Source organism: Paenibacillus radicis (ex Xue et al. 2023), assembly GCF_024722015.1.
Taxonomy (GTDB): domain Bacteria; phylum Bacillota; class Bacilli; order Paenibacillales; family NBRC-103111; genus Paenibacillus_S.
On sequence record NZ_JANQBD010000020.1, the window covers coordinates 48,406 to 72,276 of the forward strand.

The 23,871-nt window shown below is 44.5% G+C and carries 27 protein-coding genes; 26 read left to right on the forward strand and 1 reads right to left on the reverse strand.

The window, feature by feature from the left end:
- The first annotated feature begins 2 nt into the window (after nucleotides 1-2).
- The 16 genes from NV381_RS25025 (at nucleotide 3) to trpA (ending at nucleotide 14,893) form a co-directional block, all read left to right on the forward strand.
- On the forward strand, nucleotides 3-875 hold the full coding sequence (locus NV381_RS25025; protein WP_258216150.1) for a UbiA-like polyprenyltransferase: 873 nt from the start codon (nucleotides 3-5) through the stop codon (nucleotides 873-875).
- A complete protein-coding gene (locus tag NV381_RS25030; RefSeq protein ID WP_258216024.1) occupies nucleotides 872-1,507 on the forward strand; it encodes a UbiX family flavin prenyltransferase in 636 nt (211 codons plus the stop codon). The genes NV381_RS25025 and NV381_RS25030 overlap by 4 nt, the downstream gene beginning before the upstream one ends.
- Entirely contained in the window at nucleotides 1,467-2,330 is an 864-nt protein-coding gene (locus NV381_RS25035; protein WP_258216025.1) for a menaquinone biosynthesis protein, read from the forward strand. Before NV381_RS25030 ends, NV381_RS25035 begins: the two co-directional genes overlap by 41 nt.
- Entirely contained in the window at nucleotides 2,327-3,301 is a 975-nt protein-coding gene (locus NV381_RS25040; RefSeq protein ID WP_258216026.1) for a polyprenyl synthetase family protein, read from the forward strand. The genes NV381_RS25035 and NV381_RS25040 overlap by 4 nt, the downstream gene beginning before the upstream one ends.
- A 41-nt stretch (nucleotides 3,302-3,342) precedes the next feature.
- Complete coding sequence (ndk, locus tag NV381_RS25045; RefSeq protein WP_258216027.1) at nucleotides 3,343-3,786, forward strand: nucleoside-diphosphate kinase; 444 nt, start codon at nucleotides 3,343-3,345, stop codon at nucleotides 3,784-3,786.
- Between the two features lie 15 nt (nucleotides 3,787-3,801).
- Entirely contained in the window at nucleotides 3,802-4,581 is a 780-nt protein-coding gene (locus tag NV381_RS25050; RefSeq protein ID WP_258216028.1) for a CheR family methyltransferase, read from the forward strand.
- 86 nt (nucleotides 4,582-4,667) lie between these two features.
- On the forward strand, nucleotides 4,668-4,838 hold the full coding sequence (locus NV381_RS25055) for a hypothetical protein (RefSeq protein WP_258216029.1): 171 nt from the start codon (nucleotides 4,668-4,670) through the stop codon (nucleotides 4,836-4,838).
- Nucleotides 4,839-5,185: 347 nt separating this feature from the next.
- Nucleotides 5,186-6,349, forward strand: a complete 1,164-nt coding sequence (gene aroC / locus NV381_RS25060; RefSeq protein ID WP_258216030.1) for a chorismate synthase — start codon at nucleotides 5,186-5,188, stop codon at nucleotides 6,347-6,349.
- Nucleotides 6,350-6,376: 27 nt separating this feature from the next.
- Complete coding sequence (gene aroB, locus NV381_RS25065) at nucleotides 6,377-7,471, forward strand: 3-dehydroquinate synthase (RefSeq protein ID WP_258216031.1); 1,095 nt, start codon at nucleotides 6,377-6,379, stop codon at nucleotides 7,469-7,471.
- Between the two features lie 3 nt (nucleotides 7,472-7,474).
- Nucleotides 7,475-7,852 (forward strand): chorismate mutase, encoded by a 378-nt coding sequence (aroH, locus tag NV381_RS25070; protein ID WP_258216032.1) that lies wholly within the window; start codon nucleotides 7,475-7,477, stop codon nucleotides 7,850-7,852.
- Between the two features lie 764 nt (nucleotides 7,853-8,616).
- Complete coding sequence (gene trpE, locus NV381_RS25075; protein ID WP_258216033.1) at nucleotides 8,617-10,158, forward strand: anthranilate synthase component I; 1,542 nt, start codon at nucleotides 8,617-8,619, stop codon at nucleotides 10,156-10,158.
- 150 nt (nucleotides 10,159-10,308) lie between these two features.
- Nucleotides 10,309-11,352: an anthranilate phosphoribosyltransferase gene (gene trpD, locus NV381_RS25080; protein WP_258216034.1), complete on the forward strand. Its 1,044-nt coding sequence runs from the start codon at nucleotides 10,309-10,311 to the stop codon at nucleotides 11,350-11,352.
- Nucleotides 11,339-12,145, forward strand: a complete 807-nt coding sequence (gene trpC / locus NV381_RS25085) for an indole-3-glycerol phosphate synthase TrpC (protein WP_258216035.1) — start codon at nucleotides 11,339-11,341, stop codon at nucleotides 12,143-12,145. Before trpD ends, trpC begins: the two co-directional genes overlap by 14 nt.
- A gap of 7 nt (nucleotides 12,146-12,152) precedes the next feature.
- On the forward strand, nucleotides 12,153-12,899 hold the full coding sequence (locus NV381_RS25090) for a phosphoribosylanthranilate isomerase (RefSeq protein WP_258216036.1): 747 nt from the start codon (nucleotides 12,153-12,155) through the stop codon (nucleotides 12,897-12,899).
- Nucleotides 12,892-14,097 (forward strand): tryptophan synthase subunit beta, encoded by a 1,206-nt coding sequence (trpB, locus tag NV381_RS25095; RefSeq protein ID WP_258216037.1) that lies wholly within the window; start codon nucleotides 12,892-12,894, stop codon nucleotides 14,095-14,097. The genes NV381_RS25090 and trpB overlap by 8 nt, the downstream gene beginning before the upstream one ends.
- Nucleotides 14,084-14,893, forward strand: a complete 810-nt coding sequence (gene trpA / locus NV381_RS25100) for a tryptophan synthase subunit alpha (protein WP_258216038.1) — start codon at nucleotides 14,084-14,086, stop codon at nucleotides 14,891-14,893. The genes trpB and trpA overlap by 14 nt, the downstream gene beginning before the upstream one ends.
- A gap of 67 nt (nucleotides 14,894-14,960) precedes the next feature.
- Here the strand turns inward: trpA and NV381_RS25105 are convergent, their stop codons facing one another.
- Nucleotides 14,961-15,503, reverse strand: a complete 543-nt coding sequence (locus NV381_RS25105) for a hypothetical protein (RefSeq protein WP_258216039.1) — start codon at nucleotides 15,501-15,503, stop codon at nucleotides 14,961-14,963.
- Between the two features lie 262 nt (nucleotides 15,504-15,765).
- Here NV381_RS25105 and hisC point away from each other — a divergent pair, with 262 nt between their 5' ends.
- From hisC to NV381_RS25155, 10 genes are all read left to right on the forward strand, one after another.
- Entirely contained in the window at nucleotides 15,766-16,866 is a 1,101-nt protein-coding gene (gene hisC / locus NV381_RS25110) for a histidinol-phosphate transaminase (RefSeq protein WP_258216040.1), read from the forward strand.
- Between the two features lie 54 nt (nucleotides 16,867-16,920).
- Nucleotides 16,921-18,012 (forward strand): prephenate dehydrogenase, encoded by a 1,092-nt coding sequence (locus tag NV381_RS25115; protein WP_258216041.1) that lies wholly within the window; start codon nucleotides 16,921-16,923, stop codon nucleotides 18,010-18,012.
- Nucleotides 18,013-18,492: 480 nt separating this feature from the next.
- Nucleotides 18,493-19,083 carry an RNA polymerase sigma factor gene (locus NV381_RS25120; RefSeq protein ID WP_171655796.1) on the forward strand — a complete coding sequence of 197 codons (591 nt, stop codon included), beginning with the start codon at nucleotides 18,493-18,495 and terminating at the stop codon, nucleotides 19,081-19,083.
- Entirely contained in the window at nucleotides 19,080-19,712 is a 633-nt protein-coding gene (locus NV381_RS25125; protein WP_258216042.1) for an anti-sigma factor family protein, read from the forward strand. Before NV381_RS25120 ends, NV381_RS25125 begins: the two co-directional genes overlap by 4 nt.
- A gap of 62 nt (nucleotides 19,713-19,774) precedes the next feature.
- Nucleotides 19,775-20,353: a histidine phosphatase family protein gene (locus tag NV381_RS25130; protein WP_258216043.1), complete on the forward strand. Its 579-nt coding sequence runs from the start codon at nucleotides 19,775-19,777 to the stop codon at nucleotides 20,351-20,353.
- Nucleotides 20,354-20,503: 150 nt separating this feature from the next.
- Nucleotides 20,504-21,628 carry a hypothetical protein gene (locus tag NV381_RS25135; RefSeq protein ID WP_258216044.1) on the forward strand — a complete coding sequence of 375 codons (1,125 nt, stop codon included), beginning with the start codon at nucleotides 20,504-20,506 and terminating at the stop codon, nucleotides 21,626-21,628.
- Between the two features lie 52 nt (nucleotides 21,629-21,680).
- Nucleotides 21,681-22,211, forward strand: a complete 531-nt coding sequence (locus NV381_RS25140) for a gamma carbonic anhydrase family protein (protein ID WP_258216045.1) — start codon at nucleotides 21,681-21,683, stop codon at nucleotides 22,209-22,211.
- A gap of 26 nt (nucleotides 22,212-22,237) precedes the next feature.
- On the forward strand, nucleotides 22,238-22,429 hold the full coding sequence (locus NV381_RS25145) for an IDEAL domain-containing protein (protein WP_258216046.1): 192 nt from the start codon (nucleotides 22,238-22,240) through the stop codon (nucleotides 22,427-22,429).
- A gap of 155 nt (nucleotides 22,430-22,584) precedes the next feature.
- On the forward strand, nucleotides 22,585-23,025 hold the full coding sequence (locus NV381_RS25150) for a YpiF family protein (protein ID WP_258216047.1): 441 nt from the start codon (nucleotides 22,585-22,587) through the stop codon (nucleotides 23,023-23,025).
- A gap of 284 nt (nucleotides 23,026-23,309) precedes the next feature.
- Entirely contained in the window at nucleotides 23,310-23,855 is a 546-nt protein-coding gene (locus tag NV381_RS25155; protein ID WP_308862251.1) for a ubiquinol-cytochrome c reductase iron-sulfur subunit, read from the forward strand.
- Nucleotides 23,856-23,871: the final 16 nt, after the last annotated feature.

A 23,871-nucleotide genomic window follows, 5' to 3' on the forward strand; every position in this document is an offset into this window, starting at 1 on the left:
TGCTGCTGAAAAAGGCAAAGATTTTTCTGGAAATGATTAAGATTGAACATACGCTATTTGCATTACCATTCGCTTTTATGGGAGCTATTCTGGGATCTGTCGTTGTATCGCAGCATCTCCCCAGTTGGGGTCAAATAGGCTGGATACTAATGGCTATGGTTGGGGCAAGAAGCGCAGCTATGGGGTTGAACCGTGTTATCGACAAAGTATTTGACGGAAGGAATCCGCGAACCATAGCAAGAGCGATACCTGCTGGATTAATTTCTTCTAAAGAAGCCATCATATTCATTGTGATTTCCTTCACATTACTTTTTTGGGCAACAGCCAACCTAAGCGCGTTATCGATGAAATTGCTGCCGATTGCAGTTTTTTTTCTTGTTTTCTACTCCTATACAAAACGGTTTACGTGGGCATGTCACATCATATTAGGACTGACGATTGCACTTGCCCCTCTCGGAGGCTGGGTTGCAGTAACTAACGATATTTCTATAGCGGCTCTCGTATTTTATGTTTCCATTGCATTCTGGGTGGCTGGCTTTGATATCATCTATTCCTGTCAGGATTATGAAATTGACAAAAAAGAAGGGCTGCATTCAATACCTGCCCATTTTGGAATCGCCAATGCGCTCCATATTGCTCGCTGGTTCCATGTTATTACGGCCATTGGACTTTTAACCTTGTTTTATTTAACGGACTTAAGCTGGCTTTACTTAATCGGGATTATTTTTGCAAACGGGCTGCTGTTCTATGAGCATAAAATTGTGAATCCGCAAAATCTGAGCAAATTGAATATCGCATTTTTTAATTTGAACTCTGTTTTGAGTATTGCCGTATTTGTGTTTACTTTCATCGACTTGGTGGTGCTTCGGAAATGAGCAAACCATGGGTGATCGGAATAACCGGGGCGAGTGGAGCCGTATACGGTGTTCGCTTAAGCCGGTACTTGCTCTCTATGGGGATTCATATTCATTTGCTTATTACGGATGCCGGTTGGCGGGTGCTAAAGGAAGAGCTCGGTTGGGATGTGACGAAACGCAAGGATACTCTAGAAGCCCAATTCGGAAGCTATGGCCCAGGAACCTATCAGTATCATTCAATCCAGGATATAGGTGCAAGCACAGCCAGCGGTTCATTCCGTACTCATGGCATGGTTATCGTCCCTTGTTCAATGGGAACTTTATCTGGAATTGCAAACGGTGCTTCCGATAACCTTCTTGAACGAACGGCTGATGTCATGCTGAAGGAAGGCAGACCGCTCATCCTTGTGCCGCGAGAGACACCTCTGCATGCCATTCATTTAGAAAATATGTTGAAGCTTTCCCGGCTAGGAGTGCGTATTATTCCTGCTATGCCCGCCTTTTATCAAGGGCCGCAAACCTTGGACGATATGGTTGATTTTATGGTAGGCAAGGTATTGGATAGTATGGATGTGGAACACGAATTGTACAAAAGATGGGGTATGTCGGATGAGCAGTACGAGCAAACCCGTTCGCATCGGGCGGATTGATTTTACAAACGTATGGCCATTGTTTTATAACTTTCCATTGGAGAGCTTCCAAGGAGAGGTTGAGTTTATAACACAGGTGCCTACACAATTAAATGAAGCGATGGCCAAAGGGGAAATCGATATCGGACCGATATCTTCGTTTTCCTACGGGGAGCATACAGATGATTATGTGCTGTTGCCTAATATGTCAGTCAGTGCTCATAAATGTGTGCAATCCATCCTGCTGTTTCACCGCAAGCCGCTGGAGGAGCTATCAGGTGCTTCCATTGCATTGCCGACAACTTCAGCAACCTCAGTAAATCTGCTTAAAATTATTTTGCGCCGCTTTTATGAGGTGGAGCCTGATTATCATTATGCAGCCCCGGTTCTGAAAGACATGCTGAAGACTGCTGACGCGGCATTGTTAATTGGAGATCATGCTATTCGCGAGAGCTGGATAGATAGCGGCTTAATGGTTACGGATCTGGCAGAAGAATGGAATCGCTTGACTGGCCATTGGATGTCATTTGCAGTGTGTGCGATCCGTAAACAGCTGGCTGAGGAAAGGCCTGAACTGGTAAGCCGGATTTATAGCGCATTTATGGAAAGCAAACGGAAATCGTTATCGGACTTATCATCCATGATTCGGGATGCCCAAGAGTTGTTGGGAGGCACGGCTTCTTATTGGGAACGGTACTTCTCTTCTTTGATTTATGAGTTCGGTCCCGAGCAGCAGGCTGGCTTGAAGCTATATTACCGCTATGCGTGGGAATTGGGCTTCCTCAAGCAAGAAGCACCCATACAATTATGGAACGATAAAACGGTGACACAGGTGACGGAATGAAGCTTATTGATTTATACGCAAAATTGAAAAAAGATATTTCCTACATAGAAAAAGAACTCGAGCGCTGCATCGATAATGACAATGCGCTGCTGCGCGACGCGTCGCTTCATCTGCTAAAAGCAGGGGGAAAGAGAATTCGCCCTGTATATGTTTTGTTAGGCGCCAAATTCGGTACCTATGATCTGGAACGCATTAAGCATGTAGCCGTACCGTTGGAACTTATTCATATGGCCTCATTAGTACATGATGATGTTATTGATGATGCCACAACAAGGCGCGGACAGCTTACGGTAAAGTCCAAATGGGATAACCGGATTGCCATGTACACGGGTGATTACATATTTGCCACAGCCCTTAGCGTGGTGACTCAATTGCCAAACCCGGTCATTCATCAGATTATGTCAAAGGCGATAGTGGAAATGAGCATTGGAGAGATGGAGCAGATTCGATTTTTCTTCAATGCGGAGCAAACAATCCGGGATTACTTATTAAGAATCAAGCGTAAAACGGCTTTGCTCATTGCAATCAGCTGCCAGCTTGGGGCCATTGCGTCTGGTGCAAGCGATGAAATCTCCAAATGTTTATATAAATACGGATATAATGTGGGGATGGCGTTTCAAGTCCGTGATGATATACTGGACTTATGTGGAACGGAGAAGGAATTGGGGAAACCCCCTGGAAGCGATATTCGTCAAGGAAATATATCGATTCCGGTCATTTTCGCACTTCAGGATATGGAGCTCCAGTCTGACTTGTTAAAAGAGATCCAGCGTATTCAACAGTATGATGGACAAACAGACATCAGTGAATTCCTGCGCATAATCCGCAACAGCAGCGGAATTAAAAGGGCGGAGGATTTGGCTTCACGTTATATAGATAAAGCGATCGCAGCACTGCAGCCTTTACCTAATATTCAAGCCAAGAAGGATTTTGTTGGAATCGCGCACTTTATAGGTAACAGATCTTACTAAAATGACTAACTAAATTAGTATAAGAATAGGGGGAAAAGAAGATGGAACTCACTTTTTTAATGGTCAAGCCTGATGGGGTGCAGCGCGGCTTAATCGGAGATATTGTGAAACGGTTTGAGCAAAAAGGATTTCAACTGGTTGGAGCGAAGCTGGTCCAAATATCGAGGAAGCAAGCGGAGCTGCATTACCAAGAGCATTTGGGGAAAGATTTTTTTGAAAGACTGGTTACGTTTATCACTTCTGGCCCAGTATTTGCGATGGTGTGGCAGGGCGATGGGGTGATTGCGCTTTCTCGTGCGATGATAGGAAAGACAAGTGCCTTGGAGGCAGCGCCTGGAACTATTCGAGGGGATTACGCAGTTCACACTAACCTGAATTTGATACACGGATCGGATTCTCCAGAAAGCGCACAAAGAGAAATAGCCAATTTCTTCAGTGCACAGGAACTGATCAGCTACAACAAAGCGATACAATCGTGGATTTAAGGCGGGGATGGCAGAATGGAAGATCAGGATTTTTTATTATTTATTAAAAAGGTTAAAGATTATACATCCATTGATCTTTCACAATATAAAGAAGCTCAAATGAAGAGGCGACTCACGACTTTACGGATGAAAAAGGGGTATAACACGTTCGTATCTTTTTTCGACGCGATGACGAAGGACAAGGACCTGTTTTATGAGTTTTTGGATAGAATGACGATTAATGTGTCTGAGTTTTGGCGCAATCCTAATAGATGGCAAGTATTGGAGAAAACCTTTTTTCCAGAAATGCTGCGCAAAAACAAAAGGCTGAAATGCTGGAGTGCTGCCTGTTCCACAGGGGAGGAGCCTTATACTCTCGCGATGATTTTAGCCGAGCTGAATGTGCTGAATGACGCCCACTTGCTAGCAACAGACATAGATGATGGAGCACTGGCTAAAGCCAAAAACGGCATTTACTCGGATCGCTCTGTCCGGGATGTACCTTCAAACTACTTAAAAAAATATTATAAACAGGAAAATTTGACCTTTCTTATTTCCGATGAATTGAAGAAAGGCATTCGTTTTCAAAAGCAAAATTTACTGACGGATACATTTGATACTCAATTCGACCTGATAGTATGCAGGAATGTCATGATCTATTTTACAGAAGAGGCTAAACATCTGCTTTATCAAAAATTTGCAAATGCTCTAAAGCCTGGCGGTATTTTGTTTGTGGGCAGTACCGAGCAAATTTTCTCGCCGGGACAGTACCAGCTGGAAACGGCTGAGACGTTCTTCTATCGTAAAAAAGAGTAGGACTCACAGGTATGATTATTTCCATTGTTCCCCATACTAGTATCATTCGAAGCAGTAGGGCAGCTTATGATCGGGAGGGACTTTAGATGGACAAAAGGAAAGTGATCATGGCTTACAGAAGAGGTTTTATTACGATACAGGAATGTGCACAGATTTTAGGTGTGGATTCGTTACAGATCATGGGTCTGGTCGATGATCCAGAGCCGGAACCGAATAATAAGTCTCGAACAGCCAAGAAGCATTCGGTAAATGGATAAGGTCAATTAAAACTTAAAGCAATTCATAGAGATGCATGTCTGCAGCTTCCCTGGCTGTCAGGATGCTTCTTTTTTTTGTTAATAAAAATATGCTGACCTGGGTATTTCCTATTGAGCAGGTGAACCTCATCCAAGTAAATGCAGGTGTTAACTCTTGATTATTAACATAATAAGCGGTTAATTGTTGGGCATTTTCTTGTCAAACGGTGACACCTATACTATAATTAGCACATGAATTGAGTACATAAAAGCGTTAAAGTGCGTAAAGTATTTTCGGACAACGCAAATGGAATGTGCTTGCAGCAGTCAGCTGCGTTTTTGGGGATAGGATGAAAGGGGACAAACACGTGAGATATTTAACGGCAGGGGAAACACATGGTCCACAGCTTACCGGGATCATTGAAGGGTTTCCGAGCAATGTAACCATTGATTTTGAGGAAATTAACTTTCAATTAGGGCGCCGTCAAAAAGGCTACGGTCGTGGACGTCGTATGCAAATTGAGAAGGATACCGCCAACATCGTAGGTGGCGTCAGACACGGCAAAACAACAGGCGCGCCGATTGCTTTGGTTGTTGAGAACAATGACTGGAAGCATTGGACTTCTGTAATGAATATTGAGCCTATCGAGGGCAATGACGAAACAAAGCGGAGAGTTAACCGTCCACGTCCGGGTCATGCGGATTTGAATGGCGGCTTGAAGTATAACCAAAAGGATTTGCGCAATATCCTGGAGCGCTCCAGCGCTAGAGAAACTACTATGCGTGTAGCAACAGGTGCGGTAGCGCGTCAATTATTAGCAGCTTTTGGTATTAAAGTTGCAGGACAAGTAATCCGTATAGGTGAGGTGGAAGTAGAAAGACAAGAGCTTCCGATTGATGAGCTGATCCGCATTACCGAGGAATCAGAGGTACGGGTGGTTGACAAGAATGCAGAAGTCAAAATGATCGCTGCAATCGATGCTGCTAAAGAAGAAGGCGACACTCTGGGTGGTATCGTGGAGTGTATTATTGAAGGTGTTCCAACTGGATTGGGCAGCCACGTACAATGGGATCGCAAATTGGATGGTCGTATTGCACAAGCTGTGTTGTCGATTCAAGCGTTTAAAGGCTGCGAAATCGGTATTGGATTTGAAGCTGCGAAGCTTAGAGGCTCTAAAGTACATGATGAGATCATGTATGAAGAAGGCCGCGGTTTTTATCGTGCATCCAACCGTGCTGGCGGGTTTGAGGGCGGCATGACCACTGGTGAGCCGATTGTTGTGCGCGGCGTTATGAAGCCGATCTCAACGCTTTACAAAGCGCTGCAAAGCGTTGACATAGATTCGAAAGAAGCGTTTACTGCACAGGTTGAACGTTCAGATACTTGTGCTGTGCCTGCAGCAGGCGTAATCTTGGAGAATATTGTTGCATGGGAAGTAGCTAACGCATTTCTCGAGAAATTCGGCGGAGATTCATTGGAAGAGATTCGGAATAACTATAACAGCTATTTGGAACAAATTAAAAATTATTAATTCGGACGGTAGGGGGTGCTGATACGGATGAAAGAACTAACAGTTGACTTAGGTGAGCGTTCGTACCCAATTTACATAGGGGAAGGCATCTTGCAGCAAATCGGCGAACTTTTCGCCAAGCATGGAATTGGGAAAGGTTCGCCTCTCCTCATCGTAACGGATTCGCATGTTGCTGAGCATCATCTAGGCGATGTTGTAAGCAGACTGCAGGAAGCAGGGTATACGACCACTTCTTACACGGTTTCTGCGGGAGAGCAGTCCAAATCGCTTAGCGTATTGGAGGATGTAGTGACAGCTGCGCTACAAGCAGGACTTGACCGTAAATCGACAGTCGTTGCATTAGGTGGCGGAGTAGTAGGCGATCTTGCAGGCTTTGTGGCAGCCAGCTACATGAGGGGCATCCGCTTCGTACAAATTCCAACTACAATCTTGGCGCATGACAGCAGTGTTGGCGGTAAGGTAGCAGTGAATCATCCTCTTGCCAAAAACATTATCGGCGCATTTCACCAACCGGAGTTGGTGCTATACGATACGGCGACACTTCAGACTTTGCCTGACCGTGAAGTACGGGCCGGCTTATCTGAGATGATCAAGCATGGCTTGATCTGGGATGCGGAGTTTACAGCTTGGCTGGAGGAAAATGCCGACAAGCTTGTATCCCTGGATCAGACCGCTTTGCAGTATGGGCTGTATTTTGGATGCAAGGTAAAATCAATTGTGGTTTCCCAAGATGAAAAAGAGAATGATCTACGGGCTATTCTTAATCTGGGCCACACGATTGGACATGCATTGGAAGCGGTAGGCGGGTATAACAAGCTTCTTCATGGCGAGGCCATTTCCATTGGAATGGTAGGGGCGGCTAAACTGGCTATCCGACTCGGACATCCTGAGCATATTTATACGGTAACCAAACGTATTCTGCAAGCTTTCGGTTTGCCAATAAGTGTTCCGGCACATTTGGATACGGATGCGATAATGAACGCTATGATGCACGATAAGAAGTTCAGTGAAGGCAATATGACATTCATTATTCCTACTGAAATTGGTAAAGTAGAAATTAACAAAAATGTATCCGCGGCATGGGTGAGAGAAGTCGTGGAGCAACTGAAACAGGAGGTCTAGTACATGTATGTTCGGGGAATTCGCGGTGCAACAACCGTAGAGCATAATGATGAGAAAGAGATTTTAACTGCAACGACCGAATTGCTTAATCATATCATTGCAGAAAACAGCATTATTCCTGAAGAAATTGCCAGTGTGTTCGTTACAGTTACGACAGACTTAACGGCAACTTTTCCAGCGCGTTCCATTCGTGCTATGGCTGGTTGGGAGCTTGTTCCATTGATGTGTTCGTTGGAAGTGCCGGTTGCTGGCAGCCTGCCTTTGTGCATCCGCTTGATGGTGATGACTAACACAGAGAAAAAGCAGGATGAAATTGTGCATGTTTACTTGAAAGAAGCAATGCGTTTACGTCCGGATTTATCGAAATTGACAAAACCATAAACGCAATAGTATAGTTATAGTAGTGAGTTGCAAGATCAGTTGAGTAGAGTAGAGTGAGCAAGACAGTTGAGCAGAGATGAGCCGAGTGTAACACCAATTCCCGTGCATGCCCACAGTTGGGTTGTTCCAGCACTTTTATTTTTTATTGCTTTTTTTGGGCAATGGGAGCTGCAGTACGGTGATGATCATCTGCGAAACCACCTCTACTTTGACGTAGAGGTTTTTTTATTTTATTTTGCCCCCACCCAAACCCTCCCCGCCGGGAGGGCCCCAAGGGCTCCGCCCTCTGGACACCCGCTCAGTTGGGGAGGGAGCTGCTTCTGTGCTTCGATGAGGGTATGGTGGAGGGAGCGCGTTAGTCGAGGCTGCTTCAGCTACTCGAAGCAAGCCACTCCACGCTTACATAAGTGCGGGAACAGGTGGAGCAAGGTGGAAGTTCCGTGCTTCGATGGGAGTAGGGTGGTGGGAGCGCGTTAGTCGTGGCCGCTTCAGCTTCGCAAAACGAGCCACTCCACGCTTACACAGGGCGAGAAGTAGGATAGATCAGGGAGTTTGGGTGAAAGTACAATGTAAAGCGTGTCCCGCAGGGACGAAAGCGTTCCTACAGGCGGGAGATCAGATGTAAAGCGTGTCCATAAGGACGAAAGCGATCCCCCAACTAACATAACCCAGGTGCACCTGCGGGAGTCCAGAGGGCGGCAGCCCTTGGAGCCCTCCCGGCGGGGAGGGTTTGGGTGGGGGAAACATGAGAGGAGAGAAAGAACATGTACACACCGGAAGCTAAGGAAGTCATTCGGCTGTCAAAGCTGTACAATTTAATTCCCGTGGTACGGTCGATAATGGCTGATACTGAAACTCCGATCCGGGTATTTCAACATTTTTATCAGGAGAAGCGGGCGTTTTTGTTAGAAAGCGTAGAGGGTGGACTTAAATGGGCGCGTTATTCTTTTATTGGTACAGACCCGTTCCTGATGATTACTGCCAAAGACGGTGTGACTACAATCGAGAGACAGGACGGAAAGACACAAACGCAGCAAAAACCGATTGAAGTACTAAAAGGATGCTTACGTACTTATTCAAGCCCATCGTTGCCTGATTTGCCGAGATTTACTGGCGGCGCAGTAGGATTCTTCGGTTACGATCTGCTTCAATATTATGAAAAGCTGCCGGCGCATCGAGTTGATGATTTACAGATGAATGATATTCAATTCATGTTTTGCGACCAAGTTATTGTTTTTGATCACTTCAAACAGCAGCTCAAAGTTATTGCTAATGTGCATGTACCTCAGCATGGAACAGACGCAGATATATTGGCGGCTTATGAAGCAACATGCACCAAAATCAATGATACGATAGAACGCCTGAAACGTCCGCTTCCTGGTCTTTCAATGTCTCAGCAGGCTATACCGGATGAGGTAGAGCTGGGAGAGATCCAATCCAATATGACGAAGGAACAGTACATTGGCAATGTGGAAAAAGCGAAGGAATATATTCGTGCAGGCGATATTTTTCAAGTAGTGCTGTCACAGCGCTTCGAGATTAAGACAGATGTTTCCCCACTTCATGTGTACCGTATTTTGCGAACTCTAAATCCATCACCCTACATGTACTGCTTAAAAATGGATGACGAGGTTATCGTGGGTACTTCTCCCGAGCTGCTGGTACGTGTGGAGGATGAGAAAGTGGACACACGGCCGATTGCAGGAACTAGACCTCGCGGGAAAACTCCTGAACAAGATGAGGCTTATGAGCGTGAGCTGCTGGCTGATGAGAAAGAGCGTGCAGAGCATTTAATGCTTGTTGATTTGGGACGTAATGATATCGGCCGTGTTTCTGAATTCGGAACCGTGCATTGCGATACATTTATGCAGGTCGAACGATATTCCCACGTAATGCATATTGTCTCCAATGTGACAGGGAAGATCGCCAAAGACAAAGATTTCTTCGATGCTTTTATCTCTTGTTTGCCTGCGGGAACCGTATCCGGAGCACCCAAGTTGAGAGCGATGCAGATTATTGCTGAGCTGGAAAATGAATTCCGTGGTGCATACGGCGGTGCAATTGGTTACTTGGGCTTTTCCGGAAACATGGACACATGCATTACGATCCGCACTATCATTTTCAAAAATGGAAAAGCCTATGTTCAGGCTGGTGCCGGGATAGTATGGGATTCCATTCCTGAGAATGAATACGAGGAAACAGTCAACAAAGCAAAGGGAATGCTTAAATCAATCCGCATTGCAGAGGCTGTTTTCGCTAAAAAATCGTATGCACATTCCGTTATTAATCACGATTATTACGAATAATTGAACTGCTATATAAGCTTTAACAGTCACTTCTGGCTTCAAGTATCCGTTTGAATGGTCAACAATGACTATTTAAACAAGCTCTTAAAGTATTGAAGGCTGCTTGGTATATGTATGTGATTAGTATATGTATGGGGGAGGCAGTTAGAAATGGACAATAAGCTAACGATACAGCAGGCGATTCAAAAAGTAATTTTAACCCAGCATTTAACTCGTGCTGAAGCTAATGAAGTGATGTCCGGTATTATGGATGGCTTGGCCACTCCTGCTCAGATCGGAGGGTTTCTAACCGTTCTGAGAATGAAGGGCGAAACAATCGAGGAAATTACCGGCTTCGCCGAAGCTATGCGCGCCAAAGCGAATCGGGTACAAACAGAGCAGTCGGATCTGTTAGATACATGCGGCACAGGCGGAGACGGGGCAGACACGTTCAATATTTCCACAACAGCAGCAATTGTGGCAGCTGCAGGGGGAATACGAGTGGCCAAGCATGGCAACCGTGCGATGTCGAGTAAAAGCGGCAGTGCTGATGTGCTGGAGGCTTTGGGTGTTAATATTACGCTAGACAATCAGCAGGCAGCACAATGTTTGGAGCAAGTGGGAATCTGCTTTATGTTCGCGCAGCTGTATCATCAGTCGATGAAGCATGCAGCTGCCCCCCGCAAGGAGCTTGGCATCCGCACTGTATTTAACCTGTTGGGTCCATTAACCAATCCTGCAGGCGCTGATCGCCAAGTGCTTGGGATTTTCGACCGCGGCAAGACGGAAACAATTGCTCATGTCATGCAAGCGTTGAATGTGAAAAGATCACTTGTTGTAGCGAGCTATGATGGATTAGATGAAATCAGTATTTCCGATGCGACACAGGTAACAGAGCTAAAGAACGGTGATATTACCACGTATGACGTAACTCCTGATTTACTTGGTTTACGTTCTTATGATATGAAGGAAGTGGTCGGGGGCGGCCCTGCTGTTAATGCAGAAATCATTCGTAATATTTTTCGCGGCGAGTCAGGGGCATGCCGTGATATTGTTCTTGCGAACGCCGGAGCATGCTTCTATGTAACAGGTAAATGCGCCACTCTTCAGGAGGGTGTTAAATATGCGGCTCATGTAATTGATTCAGGGCAAGCCGCTGCCAAGCTGCAACAACTAGTCCAATGTACGGGAGAAATCAACCATGTTTCTAGATAAAATAGTAGCTACCAAGCAGCAAGAGGTTGCGGCATTGAAAAGCAGGATCAGCTTGTCGGAAATGGAACAAGATATTGCTTCCTTGCCTGCCTGCCTGGGATTTGAGAAGGCTTTATTGTCCAAGGGACGCAATCGTTCTATGGGACTCATTGCCGAGGTGAAGAAGGCATCGCCGTCCAAAGGCTTGATTCGTGCCGATTTTGACCCTGTAAGCTTAGCTCAAGCTTATGAAGCTGCGGGAACGGACTGTATTTCTGTGCTGACCGATGTGGATTATTTTCAGGGCTCTAATGATTATTTGAGTCTGGTTAGGCGCTCGGTGGGAGTCCCGATTCTGCGCAAGGACTTCACGATTGATCTGCATCAAATTTATGAAACACGTTTAATTGGGGCTGATGCGATTCTGCTGATTGCTGCTATTTTGACCACTTCACAGATGAAGGAATTTTCAGCGACAGCTAAAAGGATTGGATTAGATGTGCTGATCGAGGTTCATGATAAAGAAGAGCTTGATCGGGTATTGGAATTAGACGCTCCTACATTAATTGGAATTAACAACCGCAATTTAAAAACCTTCGTTACTGACTTAAGAACGACCGAAGAGCTTATAGCACATATGCCTAAAGGAGTTACGGTTGTTAGCGAAAGCGGGATATCCCAGCCTTCGGAGATTGCATACTTACAATCTATTGGAGCTGAAGCTGTTCTAATCGGCGAGCATTTCATGCGCCAGCCTGTTGTAGAGCAAGCTGTGCATGATCTGATGGGGCTTCCGGCAGTAAAGGAGCTGTGAGTGGGGCATGAGCACTGTGAAAATATGTGGGCTCCAGCAGCCGGATATGGTGAAGGCTATTCTGCATTTACCTATTGATTATATCGGCTTTCTATTTGCGAAAAGCAAACGTCAGGTTACGGCTCAGCAGGCAGGAGAGATGATTCAGCTAGTAGTTGATCAGCGTTTGTCCGGAGAGCAGGTTCCACTAACCGTTGGAGTATTTGTCAATCCCGACTCAGAAGAGCTTGCGGGTGTAATGGCGGAAGCGCCGCTTGATGTGATTCAGCTGCATGGGCAAGAAAGTCCCGAATACTGCCGTAAGGTGAAGAATGCTTTTCCTGGTGTGCAGGTGTGGAAAGTCGTATCGGTAACTCAAGCGCAGCTGCAGCCGATGGATAAAAAGTCTGCATCAGAATCTTCTCTGAGTGATGATTCAGTTGGACATGGAAATGCAGACGCTGCTGTTGCGGCTTTGCTGAATCCTTACAAGGATACTATTGACGGAATATTGCTAGATACATTCGATCCCGTATATGGTGGTGGTTCCGGCAAGACGTTTGCTTGGGACTCCATCCCTCCCTATCAGGCGTGGTGCAGGGATGCAGGTATTCCTCTTCTTGTAGCTGGAGGCCTGCAAGCGGATAATGTAACCTCGCTGATAGATGGGTTTTCCCCGGATGGGGTCGATGTGTCCAGTGGCGTGGAAACAGACGGAAAGAAAGATGTGAATAAGATAATCAGCTTTGTAGAAAGGGTGAAGCATCGTGTATAACGTACCTGATGAACAAGGGCGATTTGGGAAATTTGGCGGACGCTATGTTCCAGAAACCTTAATGAGTGCTCTGATTGAATTGGAAGATGCCTATAAAAAGTACGTCAAAGAAGATAAATTTCAACAAGAGCTGAACTATTTGCTTCATCGTTATTCTGGTAGACCAACCTCATTGTTTTATGCAGAGCGTTTAACGGCACATTTAGGTGGAGCCAAAGTTTATTTAAAGCGAGAAGATTTAAATCATACGGGCGCACACAAAATTAACAATGCTCTGGGGCAAGGCTTGCTAGCTAAATCGATGGGTAAAAAGAAGCTGATAGCGGAGACTGGTGCGGGTCAGCATGGTGTGGCAACAGCTACTGTAGCCGCGCTGCTTGGTTACGAGTGCAAGGTATTTATGGGTGAGGAAGATATGAAGCGCCAGCAGCTTAATGTATTCCGCATGAATCTGCTTGGGACGGAAGTAGTTCCTGTCGTTTCAGGAACGAAAACGCTGAAGGATGCTTGCAATGAAACATTGCGTTACTGGGTTAGTAACGTCGAGGACACGTTCTATATTCTTGGTTCTGCTACAGGGCCGCATCCATATCCGATGATGGTACGTGATTTCCAACGTATTATCGGTGACGAATCCCGCAGACAAATACTTGAGCAGGAAGGCAAGCTGCCGGATGCTGTAATTGCCGCAGTTGGTGGAGGAAGCAATGCTATTGGGATCTTCTATCCATTCGTAAGTGATGAAGGGGTGCGTCTGATTGGTGCGGAAGCCGCCGGCAGAGGGATCGACACGAATGAACATGCTGCTACAATGACTAAAGGCAGTCATGGTGTATTCCAAGGCTCTATGAGCTACCTGCTGCAGGATACTTACGGACAAGTGCAAGAGGCGCATTCTATATCGGCTGGTCTTGATTATCCCGGTATTGGACCTGAGCATGCTTATTTAAAGGATTCCAACCGTGCGGAATATTTCCCGATTACGGATAAGGAGGCACTGGAGGCTTTGCAGCTGCTAAGCCGCACAGAAGGCATTATTCCTGCATTGGAAAGCGCTCATGCTATTGCCCAGGTGATGAAGGTAGCTCCAACCATGGCCAAGGATGAAATCATTGTTGTCAGCTTATCTGGACGTGGAGATAAAGACGTGGAAGCGATTATGAAATACTTGGGAGGTACGCCGAATGAATCGCATTGATAAGGCATTTGCCGAACTTAAAGGTCAGAACAAGCCGGCATTTATTCCTTTTCTGACGATTGGCGATCCGGATTTACGGACCTCCATCGATATTATTAAGCAGCTGGAGCAATCCGGAGCTACCATGGTCGAGCTAGGAGTTCCTTACTCTGATCCGCTGGCCGATGGACCTGTCATTCAGCGCTCCTCTGGACGCGCATTGAAGAATAACCAAATCTCAATCAGGGATTGTATTGAAGCTGCACGTCAAGCTAGAAGCGAGGGCTGCGAGCTTCCTTTCATTCTTTTTACTTACTACAATCCAGTGCTTCAGCTTGGGCTCGATACAATCTTTGGCTTGCTGAAGGAGAGCGATATTAGCGGAATGATCATTCCTGATCTGCCTATGGAAGAAGACGCGGAAATGCGTACACTAGCTGAGCAGAATGGTATTCATTTGATTCCTCTTGTGGCCCCAACGTCAAATGAGCGTATCAAACGAATTGTGTCCCGTGCATCCGGTTTTGTATATTGCGTGTCGTCACTCGGGGTAACAGGTACGAGAACACAATTCCACAGCGGTATTGATGAATTTCTTGATACGGTTAAGCAGTCTACAACATTACCGATTGCAATAGGCTTCGGTATTTCTACTAATGAGCAGTTTGCCAGGTTCGCAAAAGTATGCGACGGCATAGTTGTAGGAAGCGCTCTTGTACGTCAGGTAGAGGATGTGCTTACTTTATTTGAGAAAGAGGCAACACGGCCACAAGCACTTTCAAAAATTGATGAGTTCGTACGCAATCTTATTCAATAAATTCATAACTAAACAACCCCCTTATTAAACAATTCGTTGCTTAGTGGAGGGGGCTGTTTCTAATATTTTAGAAAAAAGATTTGATTCTTTGAATTATTGTATCCATAACACGGGTTCTTGCTTCGCAACCGGTCATTCGTGAAACTTTGCCATAGTCAGGAGAATTGAGAATACCATTGATCGAAAAGCGCTCATAAAGTAATTTCCATTCGTTATTGATTCGAATAATTCTATAAGGCAGATCACCAGGGATAGTTCCTGATTTTGTCGATATTCTTATTGTATATTCCTCTGTTTCGGAGTTAATAGTTGTTGTATTAATTATAGTATAAGCAGTTATTGGATCCGTAGGTAAATAGGAGTCGCGAAACATTTGGATTCTTTCTCTGTTACTTTCGATACAAGGGTCAATAGATACGGAAGCCATTTGATTGAAATCTCCAGCTATAGCCGATTTGAAAAACAGATCAACTACCTGACTTGCCGTATAATTATAACTTGCCGCCTGTTTAGTGACTGAATTCATTGTGAGCACTGCCGTCAGCGTAATAATTACGGAGATGGCGAGTATAAGGACGATTTTTGACCGGATTAATTTCTTGAGTATCATAATTTCACAGCAGTTTCCTTTCAGTTGAAGTTTATTCGAGTCATTTTTATCCTAAAGGATATCATAGGAAGCCAATCATTAATACCATTAAATGGTATAGTTGGTTTAATTGTGTGGCCCTTGCTATAAAAATAATGAAACAGACTGGTAACTATGATATAGATAAGTTAAAATAGTGTTTACGCCTTACATAAATTTGTGGCATTTTTTATAAAGTAACCGATAACATGGATGTTCCAACTATTTGAATGGGGTGACCTGCGTGCAGCCAAAGAAAAATATTGTCCACCTGCCGGTGTATAAGCCAGGCAAACCGATGGAAGAAGTAAAGCGTGAGCTTGGACTAACTGAAGTCATTAAATTAGCATCGAATGAAAATCCATTCGGCTGTTCTCCTAAAGCCAAAGAAGCGATTATTGCTCATGTTGACCAATCCAGCATTTATCCAGACGGCGGTGCCGTAGAATTAACAGCGGCGGTTGCTGAGTATTTCAAGGTTCAAACCAATCAAGTTATTTTCGGAGCAGGCTCGGATGAAATCATCTTGATGCTGGCTCGGGCTTACCTTGAACCTGGCGATGAAACCATAATGGCAACCACAACCTTCCCGCAATATAAGCACAATGCCGAAGTTGAAGGTGCAGTTTGTATTGAAGTGCCTTTAAAGGATGGAACCCATGACCTTGAAGCGATGCTCGGTGCAGTTACAGAGAAAACCAAAATTCTCTGGCTGTGCAATCCTAATAATCCGACAGGCACGATGAATACGGATCAGGAAGTCGCTGATTTTCTGAAAAAGGTGCCTGCGCATGTTTTAGTTGTGTTGGATGAGGCGTATGCCGAGTATAATGTGAGTGGAAATTACCCAGACAGTATTGGCTTGGTGAATCAATATAAGAATGTCATTATTCTTCGGACTTTCTCGAAAATTTACGGTTTGGCCTCATTACGAATCGGCTATGGAATAGCACATGCGGATGTGATTCGCTCTGTAAATCAAGTGCGTGAGCCGTTTAACACGACTGGATTTGCTCAGAAAGCAGCGCTTGCCGCATTAAAGGACGAGCAGTTTATTACAGATTGCCGCGAGGCTAATGCAAAAGGAATTGTATACTTATCCGCACAGTTCGATCGCTTGAAACTGAGCTATTATCCAGCCCATGGCAACTTCATGATGGTCAATGTTGAACGGCCTGGTGGACAAGTATTTGATTCCTTGCTTCGCAAAGGTTTAATTGTGCGCCACGATCCTTCTTGGAAGCTGCCGACGATGATCAGAGTTACGGTTGGGAGCCAAGAACAGAATGAGAAGTTCATCGGTGCACTTGAGCTTGCGCTGAATGAAGTAACGGTAGAAGCATAGTTCGATAAGTCCGTAGTTTTTTACGGATTATTACACGATAGAAGGAACCTATTCATGACAAAAATCGCTATTTTCGGCGTTGGTTTGATAGGTGGTTCTCTGGCGCTCTGCTTTAAGGGAAAGCCGGGGATAACCGTCGTCGGCCACTCCAATAATCCGCATTCCGTGGACAGATATTTAAAACGCCAGGTTGTCGATCAAGCCACTACCTCGATGGAGGAAGCGGCGGCCGATGCAGATTTTATTTTTTTGTGTGGCCCTGTAGGCATATTAGATGAGTATTTAATTAAACTGTCTAAAATGGATTTAAAACCTGGTTGCATCATATCGGATGTAGGCAGCACGAAAGCCTCTGTGGCAGCCAGTGCAGCCAAGCTGGAGCTTGACAATGTGTATTTTATCGGTGGCCATCCGATGGCAGGCAAAGAAAAATCAGGTGTGGAAGCAGCAACCTCCCATCTGTTTGAAAATGCATTCTACGTACTTACACCGAGTACAGCCGTACCGGAAGAAAGCTACCGACGTTTAGCGGAGCTGCTTGAATGGACACGAGCGATTCTAATTAAAGTCGATGCAGTTTTGCATGATGAAGTGGTGGGGGCTATCAGCCATCTACCGCATATTATTGCTGTTGCTCTTGTAAATCAAATCGCTGCCTATAACGAAAACAATCATTTGTATCAAGATTTGGCTGCCGGCGGATTCAGGGATATAACCCGTATTGCTTCTGGCGATCCTATCATGTGGCGTGATATTCTAATCAACAATAAGGATGTTATGCTTAAACTGCTTGCCGATTGGAATCAGGAGGTAGCTCAATTCATTAAGCTGCTGCAGGATGAGGATGGAAGCGGGATTGAAGCGCAGTTTCAGAAGGCGGGTGAATTCCGCAGCAGCTTGCCGGAGCGTCGTAAAGGGGTATTAACCTCGGTATTCGAAATTTATGTGGATGTTCCTGATCATCCGGGTATTATCGGACAGATTACAATGCTCCTCGGTAACCAAAGGATTAATTTGAGCAATATTCACATTATCGAAAGCCGGGAAGATACACCTGGAGTTTTAAGATTATCGTTCCGGGATGAGTGTCATATGGACAGAGCATTAGAGCTGTTAAAGCAGGAGAATTACACGGTTCACGTGTAATTCTTTTGTTTTTTCAATAAAAATAAAGCGTTTTCAAAAAAACCATTGACATTTTGAAAACGTATACATATAATAAAAGTACAGTATGGTTTCTCTCCACTCCTATCCGAATCATGTGCACTCTGTGCAGCCACCTTAATATGAGGTGGTTTTTTTTTTGTTTGCATCCTACCTCGACTGTTCGAGTCATTTACTGCCAGGGAGGCTATATATCTTCCAAGATGCGTTTTCGAATAAAAGTTCTCTTATTCCTCCTGGTCTCGTACACTAATTGTAGTAGGATTATACACCTTTTTTTGGAAATTACTCTGAAAGATGTCGATTAGGCAGGAATTATGCCGTTTTTACCGAATGATATTATCTATGGAATAAATATTATTAAAATATTTTAAAAATAAGCGCAACTTTTTTACTCCCATCCGGTAAAACTTGTTAGAATCACTGGGAGTAAGCTAGGAATCACAAGGAGGGTCGTAGTAAATGACCGATTCCCAGTTGATCAGAGAGATCAAAGATGGTAACGTCCAACTATATGATGATTTGATGCGTCGCTATGAACGTAAAATATTGGCTTTTATTTATCACATGTTAAAGAGCGCAAAGATGGAGTCTCATGCTGAGGATTTATGTAATGAGACGTTCTATAAAGCTTACCGCAGCTTGCACTCCTTTCGTGAAGTAGAAGCGACTTTTTCAACATGGTTGTATACAATTGCCAGAAATACGGTTTTGAGCGAATTGCGTAAAAATAAAAGCAATAATGTATCTTTGGATCAAAGCGGTCATGAGCCTCATGCGGGATTGGATGCTATGCCTGAGATGAGTGCGCTGCGCAATGAGAAAGTTTCGATGGTTCGCGATGCAATAAATAATCTTCCTGAAAAGCAACGGTCTGCCCTCATCCTGCGTGAATATGACCAGCTCGACTACCAGGAAATTGCGAATATCCTTGGGCAAACCGTGAGTTCGGTTAAATCCTTATTGTTCAGGGCGAGAGCTAGCGTAAAGCTCCAGTTGGAACCATACTTTCTTGATCCGATTTTTGAGGAGTATGAAGGGATGAATCGATGATGAAATGTGATGATATACAGGAATTATTCGGCGTCTACTGGGACCTGCCAGAGCATGATTTAAAGAGACAAAGAGTTGATGAGCATATTAAGCATTGCGACAGCTGCCAGGCTGAATTCGAAATTTGGCTGGAAAGCACGGAATTAATCAAATCAGCCGCGTCAGCAGATGAATATTCGGATCAATCAACGCCGATCTCGCGAAGTGTAATGAACCGGATCTATGAGGACGAAGGCTGGCGAGTTCCCGTTGCAGATCGTTTATATGCTATCTCATTTAAACTTCGCAGAAACATTACAGCTGCGATAGCATTCTGTCTTGCTTTGTTTATCTTTTCATTTATTTACTCCATTACTCACCAGCCAACAGCTGGGGAAGTTGTAGCGAATACGAATTCATCCGTTTTTGGACGGATTGGAGATCCGGTTGTAATTGCCTCCAGTAAAACGGAATCAATGAATGTGCATACGATGCCATCCGCAGTAGCCAGTCTCAAGGGCTTCAATGAGCCGTTTATGTATCAGGTTGGACCGATTCATACTTATCAGGATTACATGCTGTTCTTGTCTTTACTTGGGTTGACATCTACATTGCTTGTATTGAATTGGTTGTCCAGGACAAGGTCATAGCAATGAAGCCTCCTAAATAAGGAGGCTTTTTATCTCAAGGTCGGGAAGCGAGCGTAGACTTCATGATTACTATAGGATTAATACGGCATGGTACAACAGAATGGAATTTGGTTGGCCGAATGCAGGGGCAAATGGACACGGATTTAGCAGAGGTTGGACGGCTGCAAGCCGAGCGGCTGGGCGAGCGATTGAAATCGGAGACATGGGATGGAATTATGTCCAGTGATTTAATTCGAGCCAAACAAACGGCGCAAACTATTTCAGACAAGACGGGTACTCCTATATGGGGATTGGATTCCAGATTAAGAGAACGACATTTCGGTCAATTGGAAGGTACGACGCTGGATGACAGGCTAAATCGCTGGGGTGAAGGCTGGAGAGAGCTTGATCTTGGTATGGAAAGCGATGAAGATTTACTCGCAAGGTGGTTCTCTTTTTTGCAAGATCTTGAAGCGGGGCATCGAGGTAAGAAAGTGCTGATTGTTAGTCACGGCGGTTACATTGCCCCTGTACTTGAACATTTAATGGGGAAACCGGTTGAATCGCATTTAAGTAATACCTCCTTGACTGTGATTAAGCGCGATATATCCATTTGGAATTGTTTGTTGTTAAATTGTACGGCTCATTTGAACGACCTGTAATTGTATAAGTTAAAGAAAAGCCCAGAGGGGCTTTTTTTGCGATTCAGGGTAAGCGAAGCTTTCCCTTTTTTAGAAAAGTTTTGCGAACTGTGTTTAAATTCAGCACAACTTCCAATAATGGTACTAAGCGTGTACGGGAGGTATAGTGCCATGAATTTAGCGGATATGTTGAGCTATGCGGATATTCACGACTTGGGCCGAATTGCCACAACGTACAATTGTGAATGCAATGGCCACTCCAAAAATGAGCTGATCCAATCAATCCTATCTACAGTAACTCGCAGAGAGGTGTTTGAGCGGCAGGTCATCGAACTATCAATAGAAGACATTCGTTTTTTGAACTCTCTTATATTTGATAAAAGAGGTTCATTCAGTCTGGAAGAACTTATCGCTCGTGTTCAACAAAGCCGGTTTGTTAAAGAAGAGGATGATGGCTGGAATCCGAGAGATATGATTACCCGTTTCAAACAGCGGGGGTGGTTATTTAACGGATATTCGCGGGATACCCGATATTTGTTCCAGGTGCCTGCCGATTTAAAGAAAAGGTTTGGTGATGCTTTAGGCAAGCAGCTGCAGCAACAGCTTGATTTATCGGATGAACCGGGCGTATATCGGGACGAGCAAAAGCTGATTATTGAAGACATCTATCACTTTCTTCACTTTGTTGGGCAGCAAGAGACGGTATTGACGGCAGAAAACTTCATGTATAAGCGATATTTGCAGCAGGTTCTGGACCGACTCTCCGTTAAAGAAGAGCTGGTTGGCAAGACAGCTTGGCGTTTTGGCTATGGACGTATGTTTAAGGAATATCCAAACCGCTTTTCGTTTATTTATGATTACTGTTACTTTCAAGAGCTGATTACAGAGCATAATCAAGTTCTGGCATTGAGTGAGAAGGGAAGAGACAGGATTGCCAATTCACATAAGGAAGACCTGCTTCAAGTGTACCGCTTCTGGTTAAGGTTGTATAAAGGAGCCATTCCGAATCTTCAGTCTCTAGCTCAATGGGTGGAAAAGCTCACGAAAACATGGGCTACGATCGAATCTGTCAAAGCAGCGCTGGTCCCATTGATCCGTCCCTTTTATTACGATAACCCTGATTCCATTATTGAACAGCGGATATTGCAAATGATGATGCATTTGGGGTTAATCCGCATTGGACAGCATGAGGATAAAGGTACCGTCGTGCAGTTAACTAAAATAGGCGGACGTATTATTCAGGGGATCTATGTACCAGAGGAAGATCTTATTGTATTGCCATTTGACAATCGTTAATAGGATTGCTAAAATCACTCCACCAACTAATGGAAATAGGAGTGAGAGCCTAATGCTGCACAGCTATAACGGAGTAATGCCGCAAATACATCCCACTGTTTTTATTGCGCCGGGTGTTCAAATCATCGGAGATGTAATTATTGAAGAGGAAGCGAGTATATGGTATAACACAGTACTTCGCGGCGACTTGGCTCCAATTCGTATTGGGCGAAGAAGTAATATCCAGGATGGCTGTATCGGACATGTAAATTTGGATCAGCCTCTTATTGTAGGGGAGGAAGTATCGGTTGGACATGGTGCTATAATCCATGGATGCCGTATAGGTAAAGGCACATTAATCGGTATGGGGGCTATTGTACTTAACGGAGCAGATATTGGTGAATATGCTTTAGTAGGGGCAGGGTCTCTCGTTACGGAGAATAAGCAGCTTCCTTCCCATACTCTTTCACTGGGTTCTCCTGCAAAGGTTATACGCGAATTGATTGAAGCCGACTTGCAACGAATGCAGCGTACTATGGAAAGCTATTGTGTAAAAGGCAGCGAATACCGGCATCAAGTGAACCCTGGCAATAAACTATTTTGAGCACGACCCAGCTGGAGGTAGATTCTATGGGCAAAATGAATGTTTCCAATGATATGATGCTGAGCTTGTTTGCCGAAATGGTGCTTGATGAGTCTATACGCAAACATAAGGAGCAGTATTTGTACAAAGAGATTGATTTGGCTTTGGCCAAGGGAGATGAAGTCACTTTTCTAGCCCTCACCACAGAACTGAAATCGCTCTACGCTCATGGAAAATAACTGGATGCTCTTGGGCCTTAGGTTGTGACATTTTAATGAAAGGCATATGAAGCTGGTTCATATGTCTTTTTTTCTGTGTTAAAGTGTTAGTAGCAAACTCTAAGAAAATGCTTATGAAGGAAGTTTCGTTAAAGCGGAACTATAAGGAGGATAAAATGAAGTTTAGTGATGTTTCCCAAAATAGTTGGGAGGAACTGCGTCCTTACGTGGATACATGTTTATTGCCTGTTACCGGGTTAACTGGGGCGGAGCAGCCTTGGGAGGCTGTACAAGCGCTGGAGGAGCTAAGGGATGCTTTGGATTGCTTTGAAATACCTTACAAGGGAAGGGTTTTAACTTATCCTGCCTATCATTTTGTATTAGGTGAAGAAATGGGAAGTATGCTAAGGCTTGTGTGTAAAAATTTAAAGGAAAATGGATTTAAATATATTGTGATCGTTAGCGCAAAATCGGAATTTGAACCGTTGTTTATGAATGCGCAAGCCGATCTGTTCTTTACCCTCCCAAAAGAGAAGCTAAATGATTCACAGCATAGTGTTAAGGAACAAATCTCTAATAAGCTTCAGCAATTATGGTCAAATAAGATTGACAGTTGATACAGAATGTGTGTCTAAGAGCTGATAAAGGGATAGTTTGTGATGTGTGTATGTTCAGTGGCATATTTGCTAATTCTATGTACAGGACAAACTAATTAATCCGAAGAGGCATATGTGACAATTTCGTTAAAAGTTACGGTTGGGACAAGCTTTGAAGCCTTTAAAGAGAAGGCTATATTCTTGACGCACCCTAACTCGTAAGCTATTATTAGTAATGTCCTAGTATGTGTTGTAAAGTTATGTCGAACGACGTGATATATGTTGCAAAAGGGGGTAGAACGAGAATGAGTGAGCACAATAATCATGATGCGCAGCATCAAGGGGAAAAGCCTGTTAAACGTCGCGAGATGTCCCGCAGACAGTTTCTTTCTTATACCCTAGGGGGAGCAGGAGCATTCATGGGCGCTGGAATGATTGTTCCTATGCTTCGCTTTGCTATTGATCCGGTCCTTCAACCGAAATCGCAAGCGGCTTGGGTAAAAGTGGTCGAGGCTTCGAAGGTTACGGAAGTACCGACTTCTTTCAAATTTAAAGTGCATCAAGTAGACGGCTGGTATGAGAGTGATCCTGAACTGGAAGCTTGGATCTCCAAGGATAAGGCAGGCAATTTATTCGCCTTGAATCCAACCTGTAAGCATCTTGGATGTACAGTAAACTGGAATTCAAATCCGGAGTACAAAGACCAGTACTATTGTCCTTGTCATGGTGCACATTATACGGCAGACGGAAAAAACCTTGCTGTAGCGCCATTGCCTTTGGATCAGTACGACCTTAAAGTAGAAAACGGATTTGTGTACGTAGGACAGCTTGGTCCGAACAAGAGGGTATAAGGAGGCGTAAAATCTG